This window comes from Streptococcus mitis, from assembly GCF_023110375.1.
Taxonomy (GTDB): Bacteria; Bacillota; Bacilli; order Lactobacillales; family Streptococcaceae; genus Streptococcus; species Streptococcus mitis_CI.
Window position 1 is genome coordinate 60,332 of sequence record NZ_JALDVV010000002.1, and the last position, 20,196, is coordinate 80,527.

A 20,196-nucleotide genomic window follows, 5' to 3' on the forward strand; every position below is an offset into this window, starting at 1 on the left:
AATTTAAGAAAAATAAAATTTCTATCTACAAACTATAGAAATTATTCTACAAAATAATAAAAAGAGAATAATTCAAGCATTTCATGATAGAAATGTTCAAATTATTCCTTTTATTTATAAATATTTTTTAAGTTAATTTTAATTTGATTCGTAAGCGATCTGCTTGGGCTTTTCCTATCACCTTATCCAACAAACGGGTACGGAGACTCAAGAATCCGTAAACACCTCCACCCATGGCACCGACAAGAGCTACGTATAGGAAACTCCACAAACGTCCACTTGGTTGGAAAACAAATCCAAGTATCCACTGGATGGCACCTACACCGATGAACATAACAAAAGTTAACAAACTGATTAAAATGGTACGCTTCAAAATCACCTTGCGCTTAACACCAGTTACCTTGCAAATGTCCCGATACATCAAAACATTAGGAATAATAAGACCAATTGTTGTAGAAATCAAAGGCCCGTAACTGTGGAAGAGAGCGATGGTTGGCAGTTGCAAGACCAGCTTGGCAATGGAACCATAGATAAAATAGAGAACTGCCTTGCGGTTGCGGAACATGGCTTGAAGCATTGGAGACAAGACCATGTACAAGCCTAGAATAGTAGACTGTAAAACTGCGAAGACAAACAAGCCCATGGCCAAACTATCTGGCTGGCCATAGAAGACAGTATAGAGAGGTTCTCCTACCATGACCACTCCAACCGTTGCTGGTAGCAGGAATAAGAAAAGCATGGTAATGCTGTCCTGAACTAGACGAGAAGCCGCCTTCAAGTCCCCCTTAACATAGTTTTCAGTCAAAAGTGGTAAGCCGACACTCCCAATTGAAACTCCCACAGAGATTAAAATCATAGTAATTTTATTCGGATTGGCAGAGAAATAAGAAAACATGACAACCAAGTCTTCATTGCTATAGTTGGTAAACCACTTCATACTATTGATAAAGGTCATCTGGTCTAAAATCTGGAAGAGTTGAATGGCTGATCCTGTCAGGATAAAGGGAATGGCTTCCTTAATGGTGTCGACCAAAAGACGCTTGCTGTTTATCTTATCTCCTGTTTCAAGGACTCTTTTAAGTAATCCTTCTTTGGCAAGGAAATAGATCAAAACTGCAAAACTAGCTACCATGCCGACAAAGGCAGCAAAGGTGGATTGGGTAACCGCTGCTAGATAATCCCCTGAACCCATTTTCATAATCATAAAGGTAGCTAAGAGCATCCAGATAACACGAATGACCTGCTCAGCGATTTGGCTCATGGCATAAGGTTTCAGGTTATTCATCCCTTGGAAGAAGCCTCGAATCACACTCATAGATGGGAAAATCAAGACCGCCCAAGCCAAGCTCTGCATGATGGGGATCAAGTCTTTGCCCACGCCAGATAAGTCTGCTAGCCAAGGAGCAAAGACATACAAGACTAGTGCAAAAACAAGACCTAGTCCTGTCATAAAGCCTAAAAAGCTCCGAATCAGGGCGAAGCTATGCTCTTCTTCTCGCATGGTATTGTACTTGGCCACTTGCTTGGCCACCGCAACTGGAATACCCGCTGTTGAAATCAGCAAGAACCATGCATAGATATTGTATCCCATGGTAAAGAGGCCATTTGCTGTAGCCGCATAAGACCCCATCCAGATATACCAAGGGATGATATAAATGGCACCGAGTAGACGACTGATAAAGTTACTAGCCGTTAGCCAAGCAGTCCCCCGTAACATCTGGGCCTGCTGGTGATTGTTTTCGTTAGACATAGATTCCTCATTTAATTTTAATAACTAGGAAAAATTCCTCATCTTCCATTATAAACTTTTCCTTGTCACTTGTAAATTTACGACTTTCGGTTTACAATAGAAAGTATGATTAAGATTGAAACCGTATTAGATATTTTAAAGAAAGATGGTCTCTTCCGTGAGATTATCGACCAAGGACATTATCACTACAACTACAGCCATGTCGTATTTGACACCATCTGTTATGACAGCCGCAAGGCCAAAGAGAAGAGCCTCTTTTTCGTCAAGGGTGCTGCCTTTAAGAAGGAATTTCTGATTTCTGCCATCTCTCAAGGCCTCGGTTGGTATGTGGCTGAAAAAGACTATGAGGTTGGTATTCCTGCTATTATCGTCAGCGATATCAAGAAAGCCATGAGTTTGGTAGCTATGGAATTTTATGGAAATCCACAGAAAAAACTCAAACTCCTCGCCTTTACTGGTACTAAGGGTAAAACAACAGCAGCCTATTTTGCCTATAACATTTTATCTCAAGGAAATCGACCGGCTATGCTCTCGACTATGAATACAACTTTAGATGGCAAGACTTTCTTTAAGTCTGCATTAACAACCCCTGAGAGTATTGACCTCTTTGATATGATGAATCAGGCTGTGCAAAATGACCGCACCCACCTCATCATGGAGGTATCTAGTCAAGCCTATCTGGTCAAACGTGTCTATGGTCTAACATTTGATGTGGGAGTTTTCCTCAATATCAGCCCAGACCATATCGGCCCGATTGAACACCCTAGTTTTGAAGACTACTTCTACCACAAACGCCTCTTAATGAAAAATAGCCGAGCAGTCATCATTAATAGTGACATGGACCATTTTTCTGTCTTAAAGGAACAAGTGGCAGATCAAGACCATGATTTCTATGGTAGTCAGTCTGAAAACCAAATCGAAAATTCCAAAGCCTTTAGCTTCTCAGCTACAGGGAAATTAGCTGGAGACTATGATATCCAACTAATTGGTCACTTCAACCAAGAAAATGCAGTTGCTGCTGGACTTGCTTGTCTCCGTCTCGGAGCTAGTCTTGAGGACATCAAAAAAGGAATCGCTTCAACCCGAGTTCCTGGTCGCATGGAAGTCCTGACTCAGAAAAATGGCGCCAAGGTTTTCATCGACTATGCCCACAATGGTGATAGTCTCAAAAAACTAATCAATGTGGTTGAAACTCATCAAACTGGAAAGATTGCTCTGGTGTTAGGTTCGACAGGAAACAAGGGAGAAAGCCGTCGTAAGGACTTTGGCCTCCTCCTCAATCAACACCCTGAGATTCAAGTCTTTCTGACTGCTGATGACCCCAACTATGAGGACCCAATGGCCATTGCAGATGAAATTAGTAGCTATATCAGCCATCCTGTTGAAAAAATTGCCGATCGCCAAGAAGCCATCAAGGCAGCTATGACTATCACAAATCACGAATTAGATGCAGTTATTATCGCCGGTAAGGGAGCCGATTGCTACCAAATCGTCCAAGGAAAGAAAGAAGCCTATCCTGGAGATGCAGCAGTCGCAGAAAATTATTTATAAGATAGTAAAAAAATCAAGGGAAACGAAACCCTTGATTTTTTCTATTTTTATTTAAAAGCGTTTTTCAAACCTTCAACGGCACCTTCTACAGCACCTTTAGCATCTTCAACTACTTCTTTTGCCTTAGCAACTGTCTTTTCTACAGCGCCTTCTGCTTCAGTCTTGCTATCCCCAGTAACTTTACCAAATCCTTCTTTGATAGCGCCTGTTGCTTGTTCCAATTTGTTTTCAAGTGACATATGATTGTCTCCTTTAGTTTATTCCGATATGTGTTACCGGTTACATATAGTTTATACTTAATCCTAAGGAAAGTCAAACAATGTGCTCAGAAACAAAATTTCACGCTAAGTAGAAAGTTAATCTTTCCTCATCAAAATCGACGGCCAATTCATACTTTCCATCTTCATTTTGGACAATATAGCCTATGACAACTAAACTATCCACAAAGATATCACGGCGTTTCTGCATCAGTTGATCTTTTTTGAGAAATTTTAGCAAAAAAGTCGTCATATATTTGAGAGCATACTCAGGATTGACATCTCCTAAAATGTCATATAGTTCCTGTTGTTTTTCAGTCAAAGGATACTGATTTTTGACCTTGTAGAAATAATTGGACAGGGTCATTTTTGTTCTCGCAAAGTCCGTCTTTTCAACTAAAATAGCAGCATTGGTTTGATTTCGTAATTCTGTCTCAAACCCCTGCTCCAACAAAGCTTGATAGACTGGACTATCGTCTTTGACAAAAATCTCTTGATCCAGTTCGAGACTATCGAGCGACTCAAGCATAGGGAGATTGAGGTAATAGCGCTTATTTTCCCGACGAATCAAGCCTGCCTTTATATACTCTTCCATGAGTTTATCAACTGCCACATCTGGAAATTGAGCCTTGATTTCTCGTAGAATCACATCATCATGCTGGTCCAGATAGCGGATCAATTCTCCAAAAAATGGCTGTCTCGTCAAACGAGATGGATTAAAAATCTGAATCATGAAGATTCCTTTCTTTACATTCTAACAGAGGCGATGCTGCCAACTGACTAGGATTGGTCCCAGCTTGGTTCAAAGGAACAGGCAGACCTAGTTCTCTGTAATACTCTCTCCAAAAATCACTAATCTCCTGCTCCCCATCTCCAAATTTCATGGGAATAGTTTCAAAAATAGGGAGAATTTCTGTCATATACTGGGAACAGTAGAAACCAGGTCCAGCTGGATAAAAAGAAGCATTGTAGGGAGCTCCCAGATGTCTACAAGCTCTTTCCTTTACAGATTGGATATCCATTTCTGGATAAACATAGAGGTCGTACAAATGATTGGACTCAAAGAAGTCTGCTGGTTTCTGACAGACCACACCAGTCTGTCCACTAGCGTGGTAAATCATCCCATCCAAATAAATGGCAACATGGTTATAGTTGCCTGTGGAATTCTGGATAGCCTGTCCCATGTCAGAATCATCTCTCACAAAAATCATACTCTTCGAAAATCAAATTCAAACCACGTCAACGTCGCCTTGCCGTACTCAAGTACAGCCTGCGGCTAGTTTCCTAGTTTGCTCTTTGATTTTCATTGAGTATCAAATCGCCATTTTCTAACATGCTTCACTCCTAGAAAAAAAGGAGCCGAAACTCCTTTCGATATAAGTCAAACTAGCCTTTCCTAATTTGAATTGACACTCAAAATCTTAAGCATTAAAGCTTTCAGTCAATTGAGGTACCACTTGTTTCTTACGTGAAACAGCACCTGCAAGGAAAGCATGGTTGTCTTCAAGTTTGAAGTTGAAAGCTGCTTCTACCTTGTCCATATTAGCACCAAGTGCTAGGATTTCTGAATTTGAGTTGACGATATCTGTAATCATCAAGACAAAGTCAGAATAGCCATTTGCTGCGTTGGCAGCTTGCATTGCAGCTTCAATTTCTGCTTGGCGCTCCAATACTTCAGCGATGTCAACTGTGTTTACTTGAGCAACACGGACATTATTTCCGTTCAATTCAAAAGTCTTAGCATCGATGTCAATCAATTCTTCAGCAGATTTGCTAGCCAAGTTTGTACCAGCTTTCAACATAGCCAAACCATACTCTTCCAAGTTAACACCAGCCAATTCGGCCAATTCAGGAGCAATAACCTTATCTGTTGGGTGTGTTGTTGGTGATTTCAAAAGAAGGGTATCTGAAATCAAACCTGAAAGCATCAAACCAGCAATCTCTTTAGGCACAGCTACACCATGTTCTTTGAACATACGGTAAACGATTGAAGACGCTGAACCAACTGGCTCCAAACGCATGTAAAGTGGGCTTGCAGTTTCAAAGTTAGCCACACGGTGGTGGTCCACAACACCATAAACTTCTACTTCAGCGATATCTGATACAGATTGTTGGAATTCATTGTGGTCAGTCAGGATAACTTGCTCTGCACCTTCTGCTTTAGCAGAAGTGATGACACGCGGTGCTTCTACACCAAAATAGTTCAAGACAAAGGCTGTTTCTTCATTTGGAGTTCCAAGGGCAACAGCTTCCGTATCCAAACCATAAGCTTCTTTTGCAAGGTAGGCAAAGGCTACAGATGACCCGATGGCATCTGAGTCTGGATTTTGGTGACCAAATACTAGAATCTTAGACATGATAATACCTCATTTTGTTTATTCTCTTTATTGTAGCATTTTTTTCGCTTTTTGACAAAAGTAAGAGGAGTCAAAGGGCTCCTCACGATTCTTCAAAATAACTGATACTCTTCGAAAATCTCTTCAAACCACGTCAGCTTCGCCTTGCCGTACTCAAGTACTGCCTACGGCTAGCTTCCTAGTTTGCTCTTTGATTTTCATTGAGTATAAGCAAATTTCTATCTTGATTTTCAGATAAAAATTTTTCCTTCTGTGGCCTCTTCTTACGCTTGAGAAGGGCTTCAGCCGACATGGCTTCAGCCTTACTGGCAAAACCTTGAGCATAGATAAGTTTGACTGGCAAGCGTGCTCGTGTGTATTTGGCTCCCTTCCCACTGTTGTGGACAGCCAGGCGTCTTCTCACATCAGTTGTATAACCCGTATAGTAGGATCCGTCACGACACTCCAGCACGTACATATAAGCCTTATGATCCATAATAAATCTCTTCAAGTTCAGGCGTATAAGAGCCATCATCATTATGGACAATCAAAGGGGGTAAAACCTTAAAACCACTCGTTGAGCCATCCTTGATAGCCTCAATCAAGAGCATATTGGCTTCCTTTTCCCGCTTTGGATAAACAAACTGTAGGCGCTTAGGGGCTAGATTATGTCGTTGTAACATATCCAAGATATCCAAGAGGCGGTCAGGACGATGAACCATGGCCAAACGCCCATTGGACTTGAGAATACTTTGGGCACTACGACAGATTTCTTCCAAATTAGTCGTGATTTCATGGCGTGCCAAAAGGTAATGTTCGCTCTCGTTCAAATTGGAATTAGGATCCACCTTGAAATAAGGCGGATTACACAAAATCATATCCACCTTACTTCCCTGAATGTAGGCAGGCATATTTTTCAAATCATCACAGATGACCTCCATCTGCTCTTCTAAACCATTCAAACGGACAGAGCGTTCAGCCATATCCGCCAAACGCTCCTGAATCTCAACAGCCAAAATCTGTGCCTGAGTCCGAGTGCTAGCAAATAGCCCCACTGCTCCATTTCCAGCGCAGAAATCCACTATCAAGCCCTTCTTAGGAAAACGTGGAAAACGTGACAAGAGAACACTATCCACCGAATAGCTAAAAACCTCTCTATTTTGAATGATTTTAATATCTGTCGAAAAGAGCTGGTTAATACGCTCTCCTGATTTTAATAATTGTTCTTCTTCCATGGTCCTATTATAGCAAATTTATATTAACATTACAAAAGATAGAAATTTCTAACTAGTGCTTCTGATTCTTCAAATGTTGAAGGGCTTCCTTGGTCCAAATTGGCATCATTCGTTTAAGAGGCGCAAAGCCGTAGTTAAAGCGGTCGCTTGAAAAACGTCTCCGTCTCGGAAACTGGTGCTTTTCTTCCTCCAAAGTGCGGATAGAAAGACTAGCTTTCCCTGTAAATTCATCTAAATCCACTACCTGAACCTGAACCTCTTCATCGACTTTCAAGGCGTCATGAATATTTTCAATAAATCCTGTTCGAATCTCTGAAATGTGAATCAGCCCCGTATCACCCGTCTCTAGCTCAACAAAGGCTCCGTAGGGCTGAATCCCTGTAATACGGCCCTTTAGCTTATCACCGATTTTCATCTTAGTCCTCGATTTCAATTGTTTCAATCACAACATCTTCAACTGGCTTGTCCATAGCTCCTGTCTCAACAGCAGCAATGGCATCCAAAACAGCGTAAGACGCTTCATTAGCTAACTGACCAAAAACAGTGTGTCGACGGTCTAGGTGAGGTGTCCCACCTTGATTGGCATAGATTTCTGCGATCGGTTCTGGCCAACCACCACGAGCAATTTCTTTCTTAGAATAAGGCAAATGTTGATTTTGCACGATAAAGAACTGGCTACCGTTGGTATTTGGACCAGCATTGGCCATGGAAAGGGCACCACGGATATTGTAAAGTTCTTCTGAGAATTCATCCTCAAATGATTCGCCGTAGATTGACTCGCCACCCATACCAGTTCCAGTTGGGTCTCCACCTTGAATCATAAAGTCCTTCATAATACGGTGGAAAATGACACCATCATAGTAGCCATCTTTTGAAAGAGCAACAAAGTTAGCCACTGTTTTAGGAGCATGCTCTGGGAAGAGCTTGATACGCAAGTCTCCGTGATTGGTCTTAATGGTCGCAAGAGGACCTTCTACTGTTTCAATGTCTACTTGTGGGAAATGCAATTCTTTTTCTACCATACCAAATCCTTCTAAGGCATCAAAAATGCCATCTTCTTCTAATGTTTTTGTAATATAATCTGCTTTTTCTTTGATGTTATCATGAGAAATTCCCATTGCAACGCTGATTCCAGCATAATCAAAGAGTTCCAAGTCGTTGAGGCCATCTCCAAAAACCATGACGTTCTCTGGTTTCAAGCCAAGGTGTTCCACAACCTTTTCCACACCAGTCGCTTTGGAGCCTGAAATCGGCACAATATCAGATGAATGTTGATGCCAACGAACCATGCGAAGTTTGTCAGAGAGACTGTCAGGCAAGTGCAAATCATCTCCTTTATCTTCAAAAGTCCACATCTGATAGATGTCCTCTTTCTCGTGGAAATCGGGATCTACATCCAAATCAGGGTAAATTGGATTAATCGCTTCACTCATCATATCGGTGCGAGTCGACAACTTGGCATCATGACTCCCAACCAAACCATACCCAATTCCTTCTTGCTTGGCCCAAGAGATATACTCCTCAACATCTGACTTCTCAATCTGATGTTGATAAATAACCTGACCTTTTTTATCTTCGATATAAGCCCCATTCAAAGTCACAAAAAAGTCAGGCTTGAGCTCACGAATCTCCGGAACGACACCAAAAATCCCTCGTCCAGAAGCAATACCTGTCAAAATTCCTTTCTCACGTAATTGCTTAAAAACAGTTGGGATTGAAGCTGGAATAAAACCTGTCTTTGAATTCCGCAATGTATCATCAATATCAAAAAAGACAATCTTGATCTTCTTTGCCTTGTATCTTAATTTGGCATCCATCTCACTACCTCTTTCAATCTAACTCTTTCCATTATACCATAAAGTAGCTAAATCCCCTATTTTCAAAAAATTTCCAGTTTTATTGTAAATCCTTGGATAAGTATAAAACTAAATCATCATCGTTTTGACAACTTGCACCCATTTCTAGCGGTTTATTTCTATACCAGACACCTGTACCATCTGGAATGTAGCTCCGTCTGATATACAATCTCTGGGCAGGGCCATAGCCTAAGTGCAAACCTACACCAAGAGTGACCTTACTCGAAACAAACTTGACTCGTTTTTCTGCTTTTTCTAGCAGTTGATTCCCAATCCCTTGATTTCGAAAATGCTCAAACACATTAAAATCTGATAATTCTGGATAGACTTCTGCAAAAGGACCATGTTTAGCAGAGGACAAAATGGTAACGTAGCCCGCTACAGCACCATAAATCTCTGCAACTAAGACTTCTCTCTCCCCACTTTCCTGTTCCAGAAAATATCTAGCCAGAATTTCCTCTCTACCAGGCCAACCTTGATTCATAAATCCATGAGATAAGGATTCAATATCAGACTTAATCATATTTCTAATCGTACAATTCATCTTTGACTTACCCACCTTTACTCTTTTTATTACCATTATAGCACGCCAAGGTCAGAAAAAAACGATCTCGTGAAAAAAAAACAACCGAGTCTCAATTCGCTTTCTTATTTCAAAGCTCATGAAAAAGAGGTCCAACCGGACCCCTTTTTTTAATCTTCGTTTACGAAAGGCATCAAAGCCATTACGCGAGCGCGTTTGATAGCTGTTGTTACTTTACGTTGGTTTTTAGCTGAAGTTCCTGTTACACGACGAGGAAGGATTTTCCCACGTTCTGAAACGAAACGGCTAAGAAGCTCAGTATCTTTGTAATCAACATATTCAATTTTGTTTGCTGCGATGTAATCAACTTTTTTACGGCGTTTGAATCCGCCACGACGTTGTTGAGCCATGTTTTTTCTCCTTTATAATTTTAGTTGTCCATTAGAATGGTAAATCATCATCTGAAATATCCAATGGATTTGTTGCTCCAAATGGATTTTCATCACGTGAAAAGTCTGGTACTGAATTTGTAGGTGCTGAATAATTTGCAGTTGGTGCAGAGTAAGCTCCACCTGTATGACCTTCACGCACGCTACGGCTTTCCAACATTTGGAAATTCTCAGCCACGACCTCTGTCACGTAGACACGTTGTCCTTGCTGGTTATCGTAACTACGAGTCTGGATACGACCTGTCACCCCGATAAGTGAGCCTTTTTTAGCCCAGTTAGCAAGGTTTTCAGCCTGTTGGCGCCACATAACGACATTGATAAAATCAGCCTCACGTTCGCCATTTTGACTCTTAAATGTACGGTTTACTGCAAGAGTAAAAGTCGCAACTGCTACATTTGATGGGGTATAACGTAACTCAGCATCACGTGTCATACGCCCTACAAGTACAACATTGTTAATCATAATTTACCTTCTTACGCGTCAAGTTTGACGATCATGTGACGAAGAATGTCAGCGTTGATTTTTGAAAGACGGTCAAACTCTTTAAGAGCTGCGTCGTCGCTTGCTTCAACGTTAACGATGTGGTAAAGTCCTTCACGGAAATCTTGGATTTCGTATGCAAGACGTCGTTTTTCCCATGATTTTGATTCAACAACAGTTGCACCGTTGTCAGTCAAGATAGAGTCAAAACGTGCTACCAAAGCGTTTTTCGCTTCTTCTTCAATGTTTGGACGAATGATATAAAGAATTTCGTATTTAGCCATTGATATGTTCCTCCTTTTGGTCTAATGACCCCAAGACTTTGCAAGGGGTAAGTGAGGTTTGCTCACAATTAACTATTATACTAGAAAAACTGATAGATAGCAAGATAAAAGTGAAAAAAGAAGATGAAAATATCTTCTTTTTACTAGTTTACGGTTTAATACGGTGCAACATACGTGGGAATGGAATAGCTTCGCGGATGTGTTTTGTTCCTGCTGCGAAGGTTACCATACGCTCGATACCGATACCAAATCCTCCGTGTGGAACTGTACCGTATTTACGAAGGTCAAGGTAGAATTCATATTCTGTACGGTCCATGCCAAGTTCATCCATTTTTGCGACAAGGGCATCGTAGTCTTCCTCACGCATAGAACCACCGATGATTTCTCCATAGCCTTCTGGAGCAAGCAAGTCTGCACAAAGCACGCGCTCTGGATTTCCAGGAACTGGTTTCATGTAGAAGGCCTTGATGGCTGCTGGATAGTTCATGACAAATGTTGGCACACCAAAGTGGTTTGAAATCCAAGTTTCATGTGGTGAACCAAAGTCATCACCATGCTCAAGATGTTCGTAGTCAGCGTCTTCATCATTTTCATGCTCTTGCAAGAGGTCAATGGCTTGATCGTAAGTAATACGTTTGAATGGCTCTGCAATGTAGCGTTTCAAGAGCTCTGTATCCCGTTCCAAAGTTTCCAAAGCTTGAGGAGCACGGTCAAGAACACCTTGAAGAAGAGCTTTTACATAAGCTTCTTGCAAGTCAAGTGACTCATCGTGTGTCAAGTATGAGTACTCTGCGTCCATCATCCAGAACTCAGTCAAGTGACGGCGTGTTTTTGATTTTTCAGCACGGAATACGGGACCAAAGTCAAAGACACGACCAAGAGCCATCGCACCTGCTTCTAGGTAAAGCTGACCTGATTGGCTCAAGTAGGCTGGCGTTCCGAAGTAGTCTGTTTCAAAGAGTTCAGTTGAATCTTCTGCCGCATTTCCTGAAAGGATTGGGCTATCAAACTTCATGAAACCGTTCTTGTCGAAGAACTCATAAGTTGCGTAGATGATCGCGTTACGGATTTGCATCACCGCTACTTGCTTACGAGAACGGAGCCACAAGTGACGGTTGTCCATCAAGAAGTCTGTTCCGTGTTCTTTTGGTGTGATTGGGTAGTCTTGAGATTCACCGATCACTTCGATGTCTGTAATGTCCAACTCATAACCAAATTTAGAACGTTCGTCTTCTTTGACAATTCCTGTCACATAAACAGAAGTTTCTTGGCTCAAGCGTTTGATGACATCAAACTTCTCAAGTCCTACTTCTTCACCAAATTTTTCTACAAAGTTTGGTTTAAAGGCCACACCTTGGAAGAAGGCTGTTCCATCACGCAATTGCAAGAAGGCGATTTTCCCTTTTCCTGATTTGTTGGCAACCCAAGCACCAATCGTCACTTCTTGACCAACATAGTCTTTTACATCGATAATCGTTACACGTTTTGTCATTATTTTTCCTTTTCTTTTTCTTTTATTTTTCCATAAATGCTTTCAAGCGTTTAACTGCTTCTTTAAGCGTGTCTAGGTCTGTCGCATAGCTGAGGCGGACATTTTCTGGAGCTCCAAAACCTGCTCCTGTTATGAGTGCCAAACCAACTTCCTCAAGAATAGCTGTTGTAAAGTCAGTCACATCCGTATAACCTTTCATCTCCATGGCTTTTTTAACATTTGGAAAGAGATAGAAGGCTCCTTGTGGTTTGACAACTTCAAATCCTGGCACCTCAGCAAGTAGGGGATAGATGGTATTGAGACGTTCCTCAAAAGCCTGACGCATGATATCAACAGAATCCTGTGGTCCTGTTAAGGCTTCAATAGCCGCATATTGAGAAACAGATGTCAAATTTGAAGTTGTTTGTCCTGTCAATTTACTCATAGCTGCAATGATTTCAGAATCACCTACCGCATAACCAACTCGCCACCCCGTCATGGCATAAGCTTTAGATACACCGTTGATAACAATGGTTTGCTTACGAATTGCTTCTGATAGACTTGAGATTGGAACAAATTCATTTCCATTATAAACAAGGCGACCGTATATATCATCTGCTAAAATCAGAATGTCATGCTCAACTGCCCAATTTCCGATAGCTAGTAATTCTTCACGAGTATAAATCATACCAGTCGGATTAGATGGTGAATTGAGAACCAAAACCTTTGTCTTATCTGTCCTAACTAGTTCTAGTTGATCCACCGTGACTTTAAAATCATTGTCTTCTTTAGCTTGAACAAAGACTGGAATCCCTTCTGCCATCTTGACCTGATCTCCATAGCTGACCCAGTATGGAGTTGGAATAATGACCTCATCTAAAGGATTGATTACAGCCATAAAGAAAGTATAGAGGGAGAACTTGGCACCTGTAGCAAAGGTAACCTCGTTACTTGCGACAGAATAGCCATAGTAGCGCTCGAAGTAGGTATTCACCGCAGCTTTTAATTCTGGTAGACCTGAAGCTACTGTATAGAAGGAAGCCTGTCCTTCTCGAATAGCTTTAACTGCTGCATCCTGAATATTTTCAGGAGTGTGAAAATCTGGTTGTCCCAAGGTCAAGAAAAGGACATCCTTACCTTGAGCTTTTAATTTTTTTGCTCTCGCATCACTAGCTAAAGTGACACTTTCTTCCATTTCTAAAACACGCTTGGATAGTTTCATAGGCCCTCCTTATTGACCAATGCTCCTGTTTCAAAATCTACTAGATAAAAATCAGAGCCTGACTTGACTTCCCAGATTGGCTTGTCTTGATAACGGCCAAAAGTAATCTTATCAATCTCGCTAGCTCCTTTTTCCTTAGAAAGAGCTTCTGCTTTTTCTTGTGAAATACCCTGATTTAGCTGATAAACGTAAATCTTATGGTCATCTTTACCAATCAGGACAGCAAGTGATTCTTGCTGTTTATTATGACCAAGAACACTGTAGTAAGATTCCAAGCCATTGTATAAATCAACCTGATCAGCCTGCTCTAATCCTGCATACTGCTGAGCTAATTTTTCTCCTTCACTTTTAGCTGTTTGATAGGGTTTCATGCCGAGAGAAACCAGATACAGAAAGGAAGCACTGATAACCACAAACAAAATCGTCATCCCTAGACCATACTGCCACAGTAGATTATTTTTTGCTTTTTTTTGTCTTTTTTTCACTCGTCTATTTTACCATCTATTGGGCTTTATTACAAGTGAATGCAAGAACAATCGCACTTTATTTCTTCCTTCAAAGCAAACCAGAATCCAAAAAACAGTTCTTACTTTTCCAGTGGCAAGTGACTAGAGTTTCTGCAATTTTATAATTTTCAAATAAACTCTGAGCAAATTTCTTGCAAGTCCTTTTGTTTTGTTGTAATATATCTTATAACAACGAGAGAATTCTCGGAAATTTAAGAAAAAGGAGACACATCATGTCTAAAAAAGTATTATTTATCGTCGGATCCCTACGCCAAGGTTCTTTCAACCACCAAATGGCCCTCGAAGCTGAGAAAGCACTTGCTGGCAAAGCGGAAGTTAGCTATCTTGATTATTCAACTATTCCTCTCTTCAGCCAAGATTTGGAAGTTCCAACTCATCCAGCTGTAGCGGCTGCTCGTGAAGCGGTTCTCGCTGCGGATGCCATCTGGATCTTCTCGCCAGTCTACAACTTCTCTATCCCTGGAACAGTGAAAAACTTGCTTGACTGGCTATCTCGTGCCCTTGACTTGTCTGATACACGTGGCGCTTCTGCCCTTCAAGACAAGTTTGTCACAGTATCATCTGTAGCCAATGCAGGTCACGATCAACTTTTCGCTATCTACAAGGACCTCTTGCCATTTATCCGTACACAAGTCGTTGGTGATTTCACTGCTGCACGTGTCAATGACTCTGCCTGGGCAGACGGAAAATTGGTTCTCGAAGAAACAGTCCTAAACTCACTTGAAAAACAAGCGGAAGACTTGGTCAATGCGATCAAGTAACTAACATAATAAAAGCGAACAAGACTACTTTTCTGACACTCAGAAGACTAGCTTGTTCGCTTTTTTTCTCATTTATAAACTAAAATAGCTGATGATACATATTGCCAAATACAAAATATCTGATTTCTATACTTCCTTTACAAAAACCAATTCCTGTGGCTGTGACAAATCTTCTCGGTAGTTAAATCCTGCAAAGCTTAAGCGACGAGCTTCCTCCACCGTCTGTACTTGATTTTCTATCAGGGCTGTCAGGAAAGCACCACGCGCTTTCTTAGAAATGGTTGAATGAATCTTCAGCCGACCACCCTTGTCCTCCATGAATTTGAAGGTCACCATTATTTCTCTGATTTCCTTAGAAAATACAGTCTCAAACTCTGATGACAAGAGAGAGAAAATCACTTCTTCCTGCTTCACAGCCTCATCATAGGCTACCTTCCAATGACTCTTCAAAGTCTTACCAGCGACCTTTAATTTCATCAAAAAGTCCAAACGGTGCGGTGACATAGGTGACAAGGCTGCAACAACACCGTACAAAGCCGAGGTAATGAAGACATGATTTTCAAGATAGGCTTGTTCTACCTCGGTCAATTTGTCTCGCTTGATATGACGGTACATAAGCCCATCAAAAAGTTTCAGAGCTGGATAGTGTTGAGCAGTTTGCCTTTTCAAAGCTTGTATATGTTGAAATTCTTCCGCAGCTTTCTCGGCTGAAACTTTGTAAAAACTCTCCAATTGACTAGCAGAATAGAGGGCCAAGGCAGCCAGCACGGCCTGACTTTCTGGTTTTAAAGGATTTGCCTCGCTACTTGGCAAATCTGTGTTCATTTCTTTTGCTGTTGGGATTAAAATTTTCATATTAATAGTGTAGCATATTTTTTAGCCACTACCAAGAAATTCATCTGAAAAACCTCGGTTTGACCGAGGTTTCTCTGGTTATTTTGGCCATCCTAACCAGACAGCCACGAGAACAAGGGCTATGCCAACTAAGCTTGTTAAGATAGATAAGAATGTATCTTTTTTCTCCTTGAACTGAGAAAAACCTATCTTCAAAGCGAGCAGTCCGAGTAGCATTGAAGCAAGCATCAAATAAAAACCCATTTGTTTGTCCTCCATTAGTATTAATTTACCTTATTATAACATATACTTTTTAAAGAAAGCTGTCTTTACTGAACTTTAAAGGTCTTGAGATAATTGTCTTTTCCTACTTGACCTTCGAAGGTTTTACCATTTTCAAGGTAAGGAAGGTCATCTGAGACTGAGGCCTTGACTTTGTATATCTTGCCATCAACTTTAAAGAAATATACGGTGTCGCCCTTGATAACAGCTGATTTCAAATCCGCAACTACACCCTTGATGTTTTCTACCGTTTCATTATCAATTTCAAGGTCGTTTTTATTGGCGTACTTGCTGAGCAGTTCTTCTACTGTAGTAGCTACGATAACATTTTGGTACTCGACTGCATCAACCAAGGCGTACTCTTTGACCAAACCAGCATTGTCCTTCAAGCCCATGATGTAGAGAGGCTTGTCATTGAGGTTGATGAGGATTGGGAAGGTTGCCTTGTAGGATTTCTCCTGAACAGCACCTTCGGCTGATTCACGGGCTGATTCTTCGGTCGCAGAAGCCAAGCTATACTTCGTGATCTCTCCTGTTCGCATATTTTCAAGAATGAAACCAAGATTACTTTCATCTGCATTGGCCGACGTCACACCTGTGTAGAGGTAGATGTCATTACCGATAGACAAGTAATTATAGCCTTTGGTAGTCTGGGTCACGTTTTTCTTGGAAATCATAGCATTCCAGAAACCGTCCTTGTACTTGCCGTTGTAGTTGATTTGCTCAATGGTTTCCTCAGCTGGATAAACCCTGTCCACCCATTCTGGAACATCTGACAAGCTGTATTCCTTGGTTTCTCCATTTGTAGCATCTAAGATAATGACTGAAACAGGACGAGGAACCGAAAGTCCAAATTGCTTTTGGTAAACCGTTGCTACATAGAAAGGATTGCCCTCATCGTCCACCTCAAAAGATGGAGTCTTGAAGATTTTAGTTGGGTACTTCAAGCGCAGGTGACGCTTGACATCACGGTTAAAATACTCCGAGTCAGAATACTTGATTGGTGTCTTCAAGTCCACCAAATTCGCATTTCCAGTTACCATGTCCACCTTGATATACTCACCGATTCCCTTAGCTTGATTGTTAAACCATTTGATAGGATCTGCGTATTCTAGTGGTGTAACCCGATAAGGCTTCCCATCAATTGTCAATTGGGTATAGGTATCTGCCGCTACGTACTGCGACACCTTATCTGTTAGGGAACCCAAGTAGCGGTCCCCAATTTTTTCAGCAGTACTTCTATCTAAAATAGGAACCTTACTGGTATCAGTCTTAGGAAATTCAGTAAACTCTTTTTCAGTAACCGTGACTACATTGGCATAATTCTTAGCCTGAAAAATGCTAGAAGTCACCAAGGAAACCAAAGCTGCCAAGAGAAGAATTCCTCCAATAGAAGCTAAAAGGATTTTCCCTAACCGATTGATTTTGAAACCCTCAAGATTTAAGGCAGCTTCCGCCTTGCCATGGCGCACATGAACCGTTTTGACAAGGTTTATCCCCTTGCCAAAACCAAATAAGATTGCTACAACCAGCAAATGCCCACAGAGGAAAAAGAGAAATTCCCAGCTGGTCAGGTTAAGAGGCGGTAAAAAGATATACCAGGTCGTTGCGATAAAAATAAGTTCGAAGACTATTCGTTTCATTTGCTTTCCTCCTAAATGATTCGTCCTTCCAAGTGATCCAGTTCATGCTGACAAATCTGGGCTGGGAAACCTGTCAAGGTAATGGTCTGTTCCTGCCACTTGCTGTCACGATAGGCAACCCTTATGGTTTCATAACGCTTAGTAAGTCTCACACCTGTCAAGGACAAACAACCTTCCTCTGTCTCATAAGGTCCGTCAGAGGACAGGAGCACTGGGTTAAACATGACCACAGGAACCAAGCCCAGATTAAAGATAATCACGCGCTTCTGCACCCCAATCATATTGGCAGCCAGACCGACACAAGTCTCACGATTCGCTAAAAGTGTATCCTGCAAATCTCTGGCAAGATACAGATCATCCTGATTTGCCGGCTGAGACACCTGAGATAAAAACAAAATATCCTTTACAATTTTCTTTTCCAATTCTGCTCACTCCTCTTGCTTTTTACTATATTATAGCAATTATAGCACAAAAGCCGATAACTGCAAGCTCTTTCCCTTAACTGTAGCAAAAAGCCATCCGAAGATGACTTTTTTGCTATTTGTAAATTCTCAATCTTTTTTACCTTTAAACAATAGGACGCCAGATAGGGCTGATAAGAATCCGACTACTAGCAAAATAGAATCATGACTAGCTGTCTCTGGTAATTTACCAGCTTCCTTTGTTTCACTTATTATTGGAGTTTCTGGGTGCTTTGGCTCCTCAGGCGCTGGACTTGCTGGAGTCTTAGGTTGCTCAGCAGTCGGAACTTCAGGGTGCTTGGGTTCCTCAGGGGATGGTTTTTCGGGAACCTTAGGTTGAGCAACAGCTGGAACTTCGGGGCTCTTTGGCTCCTCAGGTACTGGACTTGCTGGAGTTTTTGGTTGCTCAGCAGTTGGCATGTCCGGCTGTTTAGGGTCCTCAGGTGTTGGCTTTTCAGGATCCTTAGGTTGATCTACCGTCGGTACTGCTGGGTTCTTTGGCTCCTCAGGGGTTGGAGCCTCTGGCATCTTGGGTTGATTACCTCTTGGTGGTTCTGGCTCAGTAGCTTTCACAGGTAGATAATTGATTATTGTGTCTTTTGTAAAATCTTCTGGTACTTCAGGTAATAAGTAACCCAATTCTGGATGCGAAGAATCCTTCAACACCAAATCAGTAGCTGATGTCACAGCCTTATAACCTTTAAGATAAGGGATTGTTCCTAAACCTGGATTGCTAGCAAGACCTGCTTTAGCAGGATTACCATCTTGGTCATTGGGATATTGAATCAAAGCCACATTCTCATTTGCAGTTGGAGAAATGGCTATCCATTTTCCTAATTGTTTGTAGTAGACAATTTCCCTAATTACAGGATCTGTTACTGCCACTGTTTTCTCTGCAACTGCTTCTTTATCTGCCACCAAGCCTTTTAGCAGTGGTGTCGCTACTTTAGATAGATTTGGTTGATCACTCGTCCAATCACGATAATAAAGGTCTCCTCTTACAAAATCAACCTTGGCAACGCGTTTGAAATCAACTTGATCATTTCGATCTGCAACAACCTTATCATGTGTCACAAAATCTAGATAGGAAATGTTACGATCAATAGATTTTTTATTGACGATTTTAGAAACACTGGCAGGCCATAAAGGTGAATCTTGAACATCCTCATCAACTTTTTTATGAGCAGTTGGAAGTCTATCTTCAGGATAAATAAATTCTAAGCGAGGGGTTAAAGCAACCTTAAATATTTGATCAGTCTTACTATCTTGGTCAAAATATTGTAAACCTCGATCATAATCACTTGATACAAGATCGTATCCTTGTCGCTTGTAATCACTAATCGTTTTTAGCGTACTATATTCAATAGGATAACCAGATTCCCCAGTAACTGTATCTTCCTTCAGTAGCTTGTTTTCACTGATATCCACATAGTTAATCTTGGCTGTTTGATTTTTAATATGCTCCTGTTTTATTTTCCAGTTAGAATAGGAAATTTCCTTAGTAACAAGATTAACAGTCGCATAGCGTTCAAAGGAAATACTTTGTTTTTTCTCAGCAAAAGCTTCTTTACCATTATTCTTATATTTATATTTAATGGTTCTTTGAATCGTTCTCTCTAAAGGCCGTTCTTGATTGGTTCTGATCTTTTCAGCATCTGCAGGCCACTTAGGACTATCGACAACACCAGCTTCCACCTCTTCATTTGACTTAGGATTAGTCTGGTTTTGTAAGCTAATCACTTCATGTTTTGGAGTTAATTTAATAGTATACGTTTGCGGAGTCTTATCACCTTGAAACAGTTTCTTCGATTCATCCATTTTCAAATAGCCATCTTCAACTAATACATAGCCATTCCTTTTGAACTCACTAATTTTCTTTCTCGTATCGTAGTGAAGATCCTCTCCCACCTTACCAGTACGCTCATCTGAAAAAAGTTTTTTCCCTGTTGATTCATCAATATAATTAAATTCCACACGAGATTCCTTTTCAGTCACTTTAGGAGTATCTAAATGTTTTTCTTCAAAGTGTTGCTCGTCTGAAGCAATAGCTTCTTTTTCTGAACCCCCGACAGACTTATCCTTGTCTATGCTTTCGATAGAAGGTTTGTCTGTTTCTAAGATATGACTAGCTGCGAGCATTTCATCTGCAGATACACTTGAAACAGGGCCAGCTAAAAAGCTTAAACCGCAAGCCACAACAACAGAAGCAACACCCAAACTCAATTTACGGATAGAGTAAATACATTTTTTATTTCCCATGATTTCCTCCCAAG

Annotated in this window: 23 protein-coding genes; 2 read left to right on the top strand and 21 right to left on the bottom strand. The window is 41.0% G+C overall.

The features are described 5' to 3' along the window. Nucleotides 1-127: 127 nt before the first annotated feature. On the bottom strand, nucleotides 128-1,750 hold the full coding sequence (locus tag M1G12_RS02430; RefSeq protein ID WP_247949362.1) for a putative polysaccharide biosynthesis protein: 1,623 nt from the start codon (nucleotides 1,748-1,750) through the stop codon (nucleotides 128-130). A gap of 105 nt (nucleotides 1,751-1,855) precedes the next feature. Here M1G12_RS02430 and M1G12_RS02435 point away from each other — a divergent pair, with 105 nt between their 5' ends. After that, a complete protein-coding gene (locus M1G12_RS02435; RefSeq protein WP_247949363.1) occupies nucleotides 1,856-3,301 on the top strand; it encodes a UDP-N-acetylmuramoyl-L-alanyl-D-glutamate--L-lysine ligase in 1,446 nt (481 codons plus the stop codon). Between the two features lie 47 nt (nucleotides 3,302-3,348). On the opposite strand, the gene M1G12_RS02440 is transcribed toward M1G12_RS02435, so the two are convergent. The 15 genes from M1G12_RS02440 to M1G12_RS02510 all read right to left on the bottom strand — a co-directional run bounded on the left by M1G12_RS02440 (nucleotide 3,349) and on the right by M1G12_RS02510 (nucleotide 13,900). Next, nucleotides 3,349-3,540: a CsbD family protein gene (locus M1G12_RS02440; protein WP_000051184.1), complete on the bottom strand. Its 192-nt coding sequence runs from the start codon at nucleotides 3,538-3,540 to the stop codon at nucleotides 3,349-3,351. A 100-nt stretch (nucleotides 3,541-3,640) separates the two neighbouring features. Further along, nucleotides 3,641-4,291, bottom strand: coding sequence for a DUF1803 domain-containing protein (locus M1G12_RS02445; RefSeq protein WP_212573966.1), 651 nt, complete (start codon nucleotides 4,289-4,291; stop codon nucleotides 3,641-3,643). After that, nucleotides 4,275-4,769, bottom strand: a complete 495-nt coding sequence (locus tag M1G12_RS02450; RefSeq protein ID WP_212573965.1) for a C40 family peptidase — start codon at nucleotides 4,767-4,769, stop codon at nucleotides 4,275-4,277. Before M1G12_RS02450 ends, M1G12_RS02445 begins: the two co-directional genes overlap by 17 nt. A 210-nt stretch (nucleotides 4,770-4,979) precedes the next feature. Beyond that, nucleotides 4,980-5,915: a manganese-dependent inorganic pyrophosphatase gene (locus M1G12_RS02455; RefSeq protein WP_247949364.1), complete on the bottom strand. Its 936-nt coding sequence runs from the start codon at nucleotides 5,913-5,915 to the stop codon at nucleotides 4,980-4,982. Between the two features lie 178 nt (nucleotides 5,916-6,093). Next, a complete protein-coding gene (locus tag M1G12_RS02460) occupies nucleotides 6,094-6,390 on the bottom strand; it encodes a GIY-YIG nuclease family protein (protein WP_143951833.1) in 297 nt (98 codons plus the stop codon). Then, a complete protein-coding gene (locus M1G12_RS02465) occupies nucleotides 6,380-7,129 on the bottom strand; it encodes a tRNA1(Val) (adenine(37)-N6)-methyltransferase (RefSeq protein WP_247949365.1) in 750 nt (249 codons plus the stop codon). The genes M1G12_RS02460 and M1G12_RS02465 overlap by 11 nt, the downstream gene beginning before the upstream one ends. Nucleotides 7,130-7,181: 52 nt before the next feature. Next, a complete protein-coding gene (locus M1G12_RS02470) occupies nucleotides 7,182-7,544 on the bottom strand; it encodes a S1 RNA-binding domain-containing protein (protein ID WP_075232198.1) in 363 nt (120 codons plus the stop codon). Nucleotide 7,545: 1 nt separating this feature from the next. Further along, nucleotides 7,546-8,946: a bifunctional Cof-type HAD-IIB family hydrolase/peptidylprolyl isomerase gene (locus tag M1G12_RS02475; RefSeq protein WP_247949366.1), complete on the bottom strand. Its 1,401-nt coding sequence runs from the start codon at nucleotides 8,944-8,946 to the stop codon at nucleotides 7,546-7,548. 79 nt (nucleotides 8,947-9,025) lie between these two features. Beyond that, nucleotides 9,026-9,529: a GNAT family N-acetyltransferase gene (locus M1G12_RS02480; RefSeq protein WP_214615041.1), complete on the bottom strand. Its 504-nt coding sequence runs from the start codon at nucleotides 9,527-9,529 to the stop codon at nucleotides 9,026-9,028. 149 nt (nucleotides 9,530-9,678) lie between these two features. Continuing rightward, nucleotides 9,679-9,918, bottom strand: coding sequence for a 30S ribosomal protein S18 (gene rpsR / locus M1G12_RS02485; RefSeq protein WP_000068664.1), 240 nt, complete (start codon nucleotides 9,916-9,918; stop codon nucleotides 9,679-9,681). A 31-nt stretch (nucleotides 9,919-9,949) separates the two neighbouring features. Further along, the gene (ssbA, locus tag M1G12_RS02490; RefSeq protein ID WP_000609606.1) at nucleotides 9,950-10,420 is read right to left on the bottom strand and encodes a single-stranded DNA-binding protein SsbA; all 471 of its coding nucleotides are present in this window, start codon (nucleotides 10,418-10,420) and stop codon (nucleotides 9,950-9,952) included. An 11-nt stretch (nucleotides 10,421-10,431) separates the two neighbouring features. Further along, nucleotides 10,432-10,722 (bottom strand): 30S ribosomal protein S6, encoded by a 291-nt coding sequence (rpsF, locus tag M1G12_RS02495; RefSeq protein WP_247942250.1) that lies wholly within the window; start codon nucleotides 10,720-10,722, stop codon nucleotides 10,432-10,434. A 148-nt stretch (nucleotides 10,723-10,870) separates the two neighbouring features. Further along, complete coding sequence (gene asnS / locus M1G12_RS02500) at nucleotides 10,871-12,214, bottom strand: asparagine--tRNA ligase (protein WP_000167160.1); 1,344 nt, start codon at nucleotides 12,212-12,214, stop codon at nucleotides 10,871-10,873. A 22-nt stretch (nucleotides 12,215-12,236) separates the two neighbouring features. Continuing rightward, nucleotides 12,237-13,415 carry a pyridoxal phosphate-dependent aminotransferase gene (locus tag M1G12_RS02505; protein WP_247949367.1) on the bottom strand — a complete coding sequence of 393 codons (1,179 nt, stop codon included), beginning with the start codon at nucleotides 13,413-13,415 and terminating at the stop codon, nucleotides 12,237-12,239. Continuing rightward, nucleotides 13,412-13,900, bottom strand: coding sequence for a cell wall elongation regulator TseB-like domain-containing protein (locus M1G12_RS02510; RefSeq protein ID WP_247949368.1), 489 nt, complete (start codon nucleotides 13,898-13,900; stop codon nucleotides 13,412-13,414). Before M1G12_RS02510 ends, M1G12_RS02505 begins: the two co-directional genes overlap by 4 nt. Before the next feature lie 254 nt (nucleotides 13,901-14,154). Between M1G12_RS02510 and M1G12_RS02515 the strand changes: the two genes are divergently transcribed. Next, complete coding sequence (locus tag M1G12_RS02515; RefSeq protein WP_247949369.1) at nucleotides 14,155-14,703, top strand: NADPH-dependent FMN reductase; 549 nt, start codon at nucleotides 14,155-14,157, stop codon at nucleotides 14,701-14,703. Between the two features lie 126 nt (nucleotides 14,704-14,829). Here the strand turns inward: M1G12_RS02515 and yaaA are convergent, their stop codons facing one another. From yaaA to M1G12_RS02540, 5 genes are all read right to left on the bottom strand, one after another. After that, nucleotides 14,830-15,558: a peroxide stress protein YaaA gene (yaaA, locus tag M1G12_RS02520; protein ID WP_247949370.1), complete on the bottom strand. Its 729-nt coding sequence runs from the start codon at nucleotides 15,556-15,558 to the stop codon at nucleotides 14,830-14,832. A gap of 78 nt (nucleotides 15,559-15,636) precedes the next feature. After that, nucleotides 15,637-15,801, bottom strand: a complete 165-nt coding sequence (locus M1G12_RS02525; RefSeq protein ID WP_192855101.1) for a YczI family protein — start codon at nucleotides 15,799-15,801, stop codon at nucleotides 15,637-15,639. A gap of 65 nt (nucleotides 15,802-15,866) precedes the next feature. Next, on the bottom strand, nucleotides 15,867-17,462 hold the full coding sequence (locus M1G12_RS02530; protein ID WP_247949371.1) for a hypothetical protein: 1,596 nt from the start codon (nucleotides 17,460-17,462) through the stop codon (nucleotides 15,867-15,869). Between the two features lie 11 nt (nucleotides 17,463-17,473). Then, the gene (locus M1G12_RS02535) at nucleotides 17,474-17,884 is read right to left on the bottom strand and encodes a peptide deformylase (protein WP_247949372.1); all 411 of its coding nucleotides are present in this window, start codon (nucleotides 17,882-17,884) and stop codon (nucleotides 17,474-17,476) included. 129 nt (nucleotides 17,885-18,013) lie between these two features. Next, nucleotides 18,014-20,182, bottom strand: a complete 2,169-nt coding sequence (locus M1G12_RS02540) for a mucin-binding protein (protein ID WP_247949373.1) — start codon at nucleotides 20,180-20,182, stop codon at nucleotides 18,014-18,016. Nucleotides 20,183-20,196: the final 14 nt, after the last annotated feature.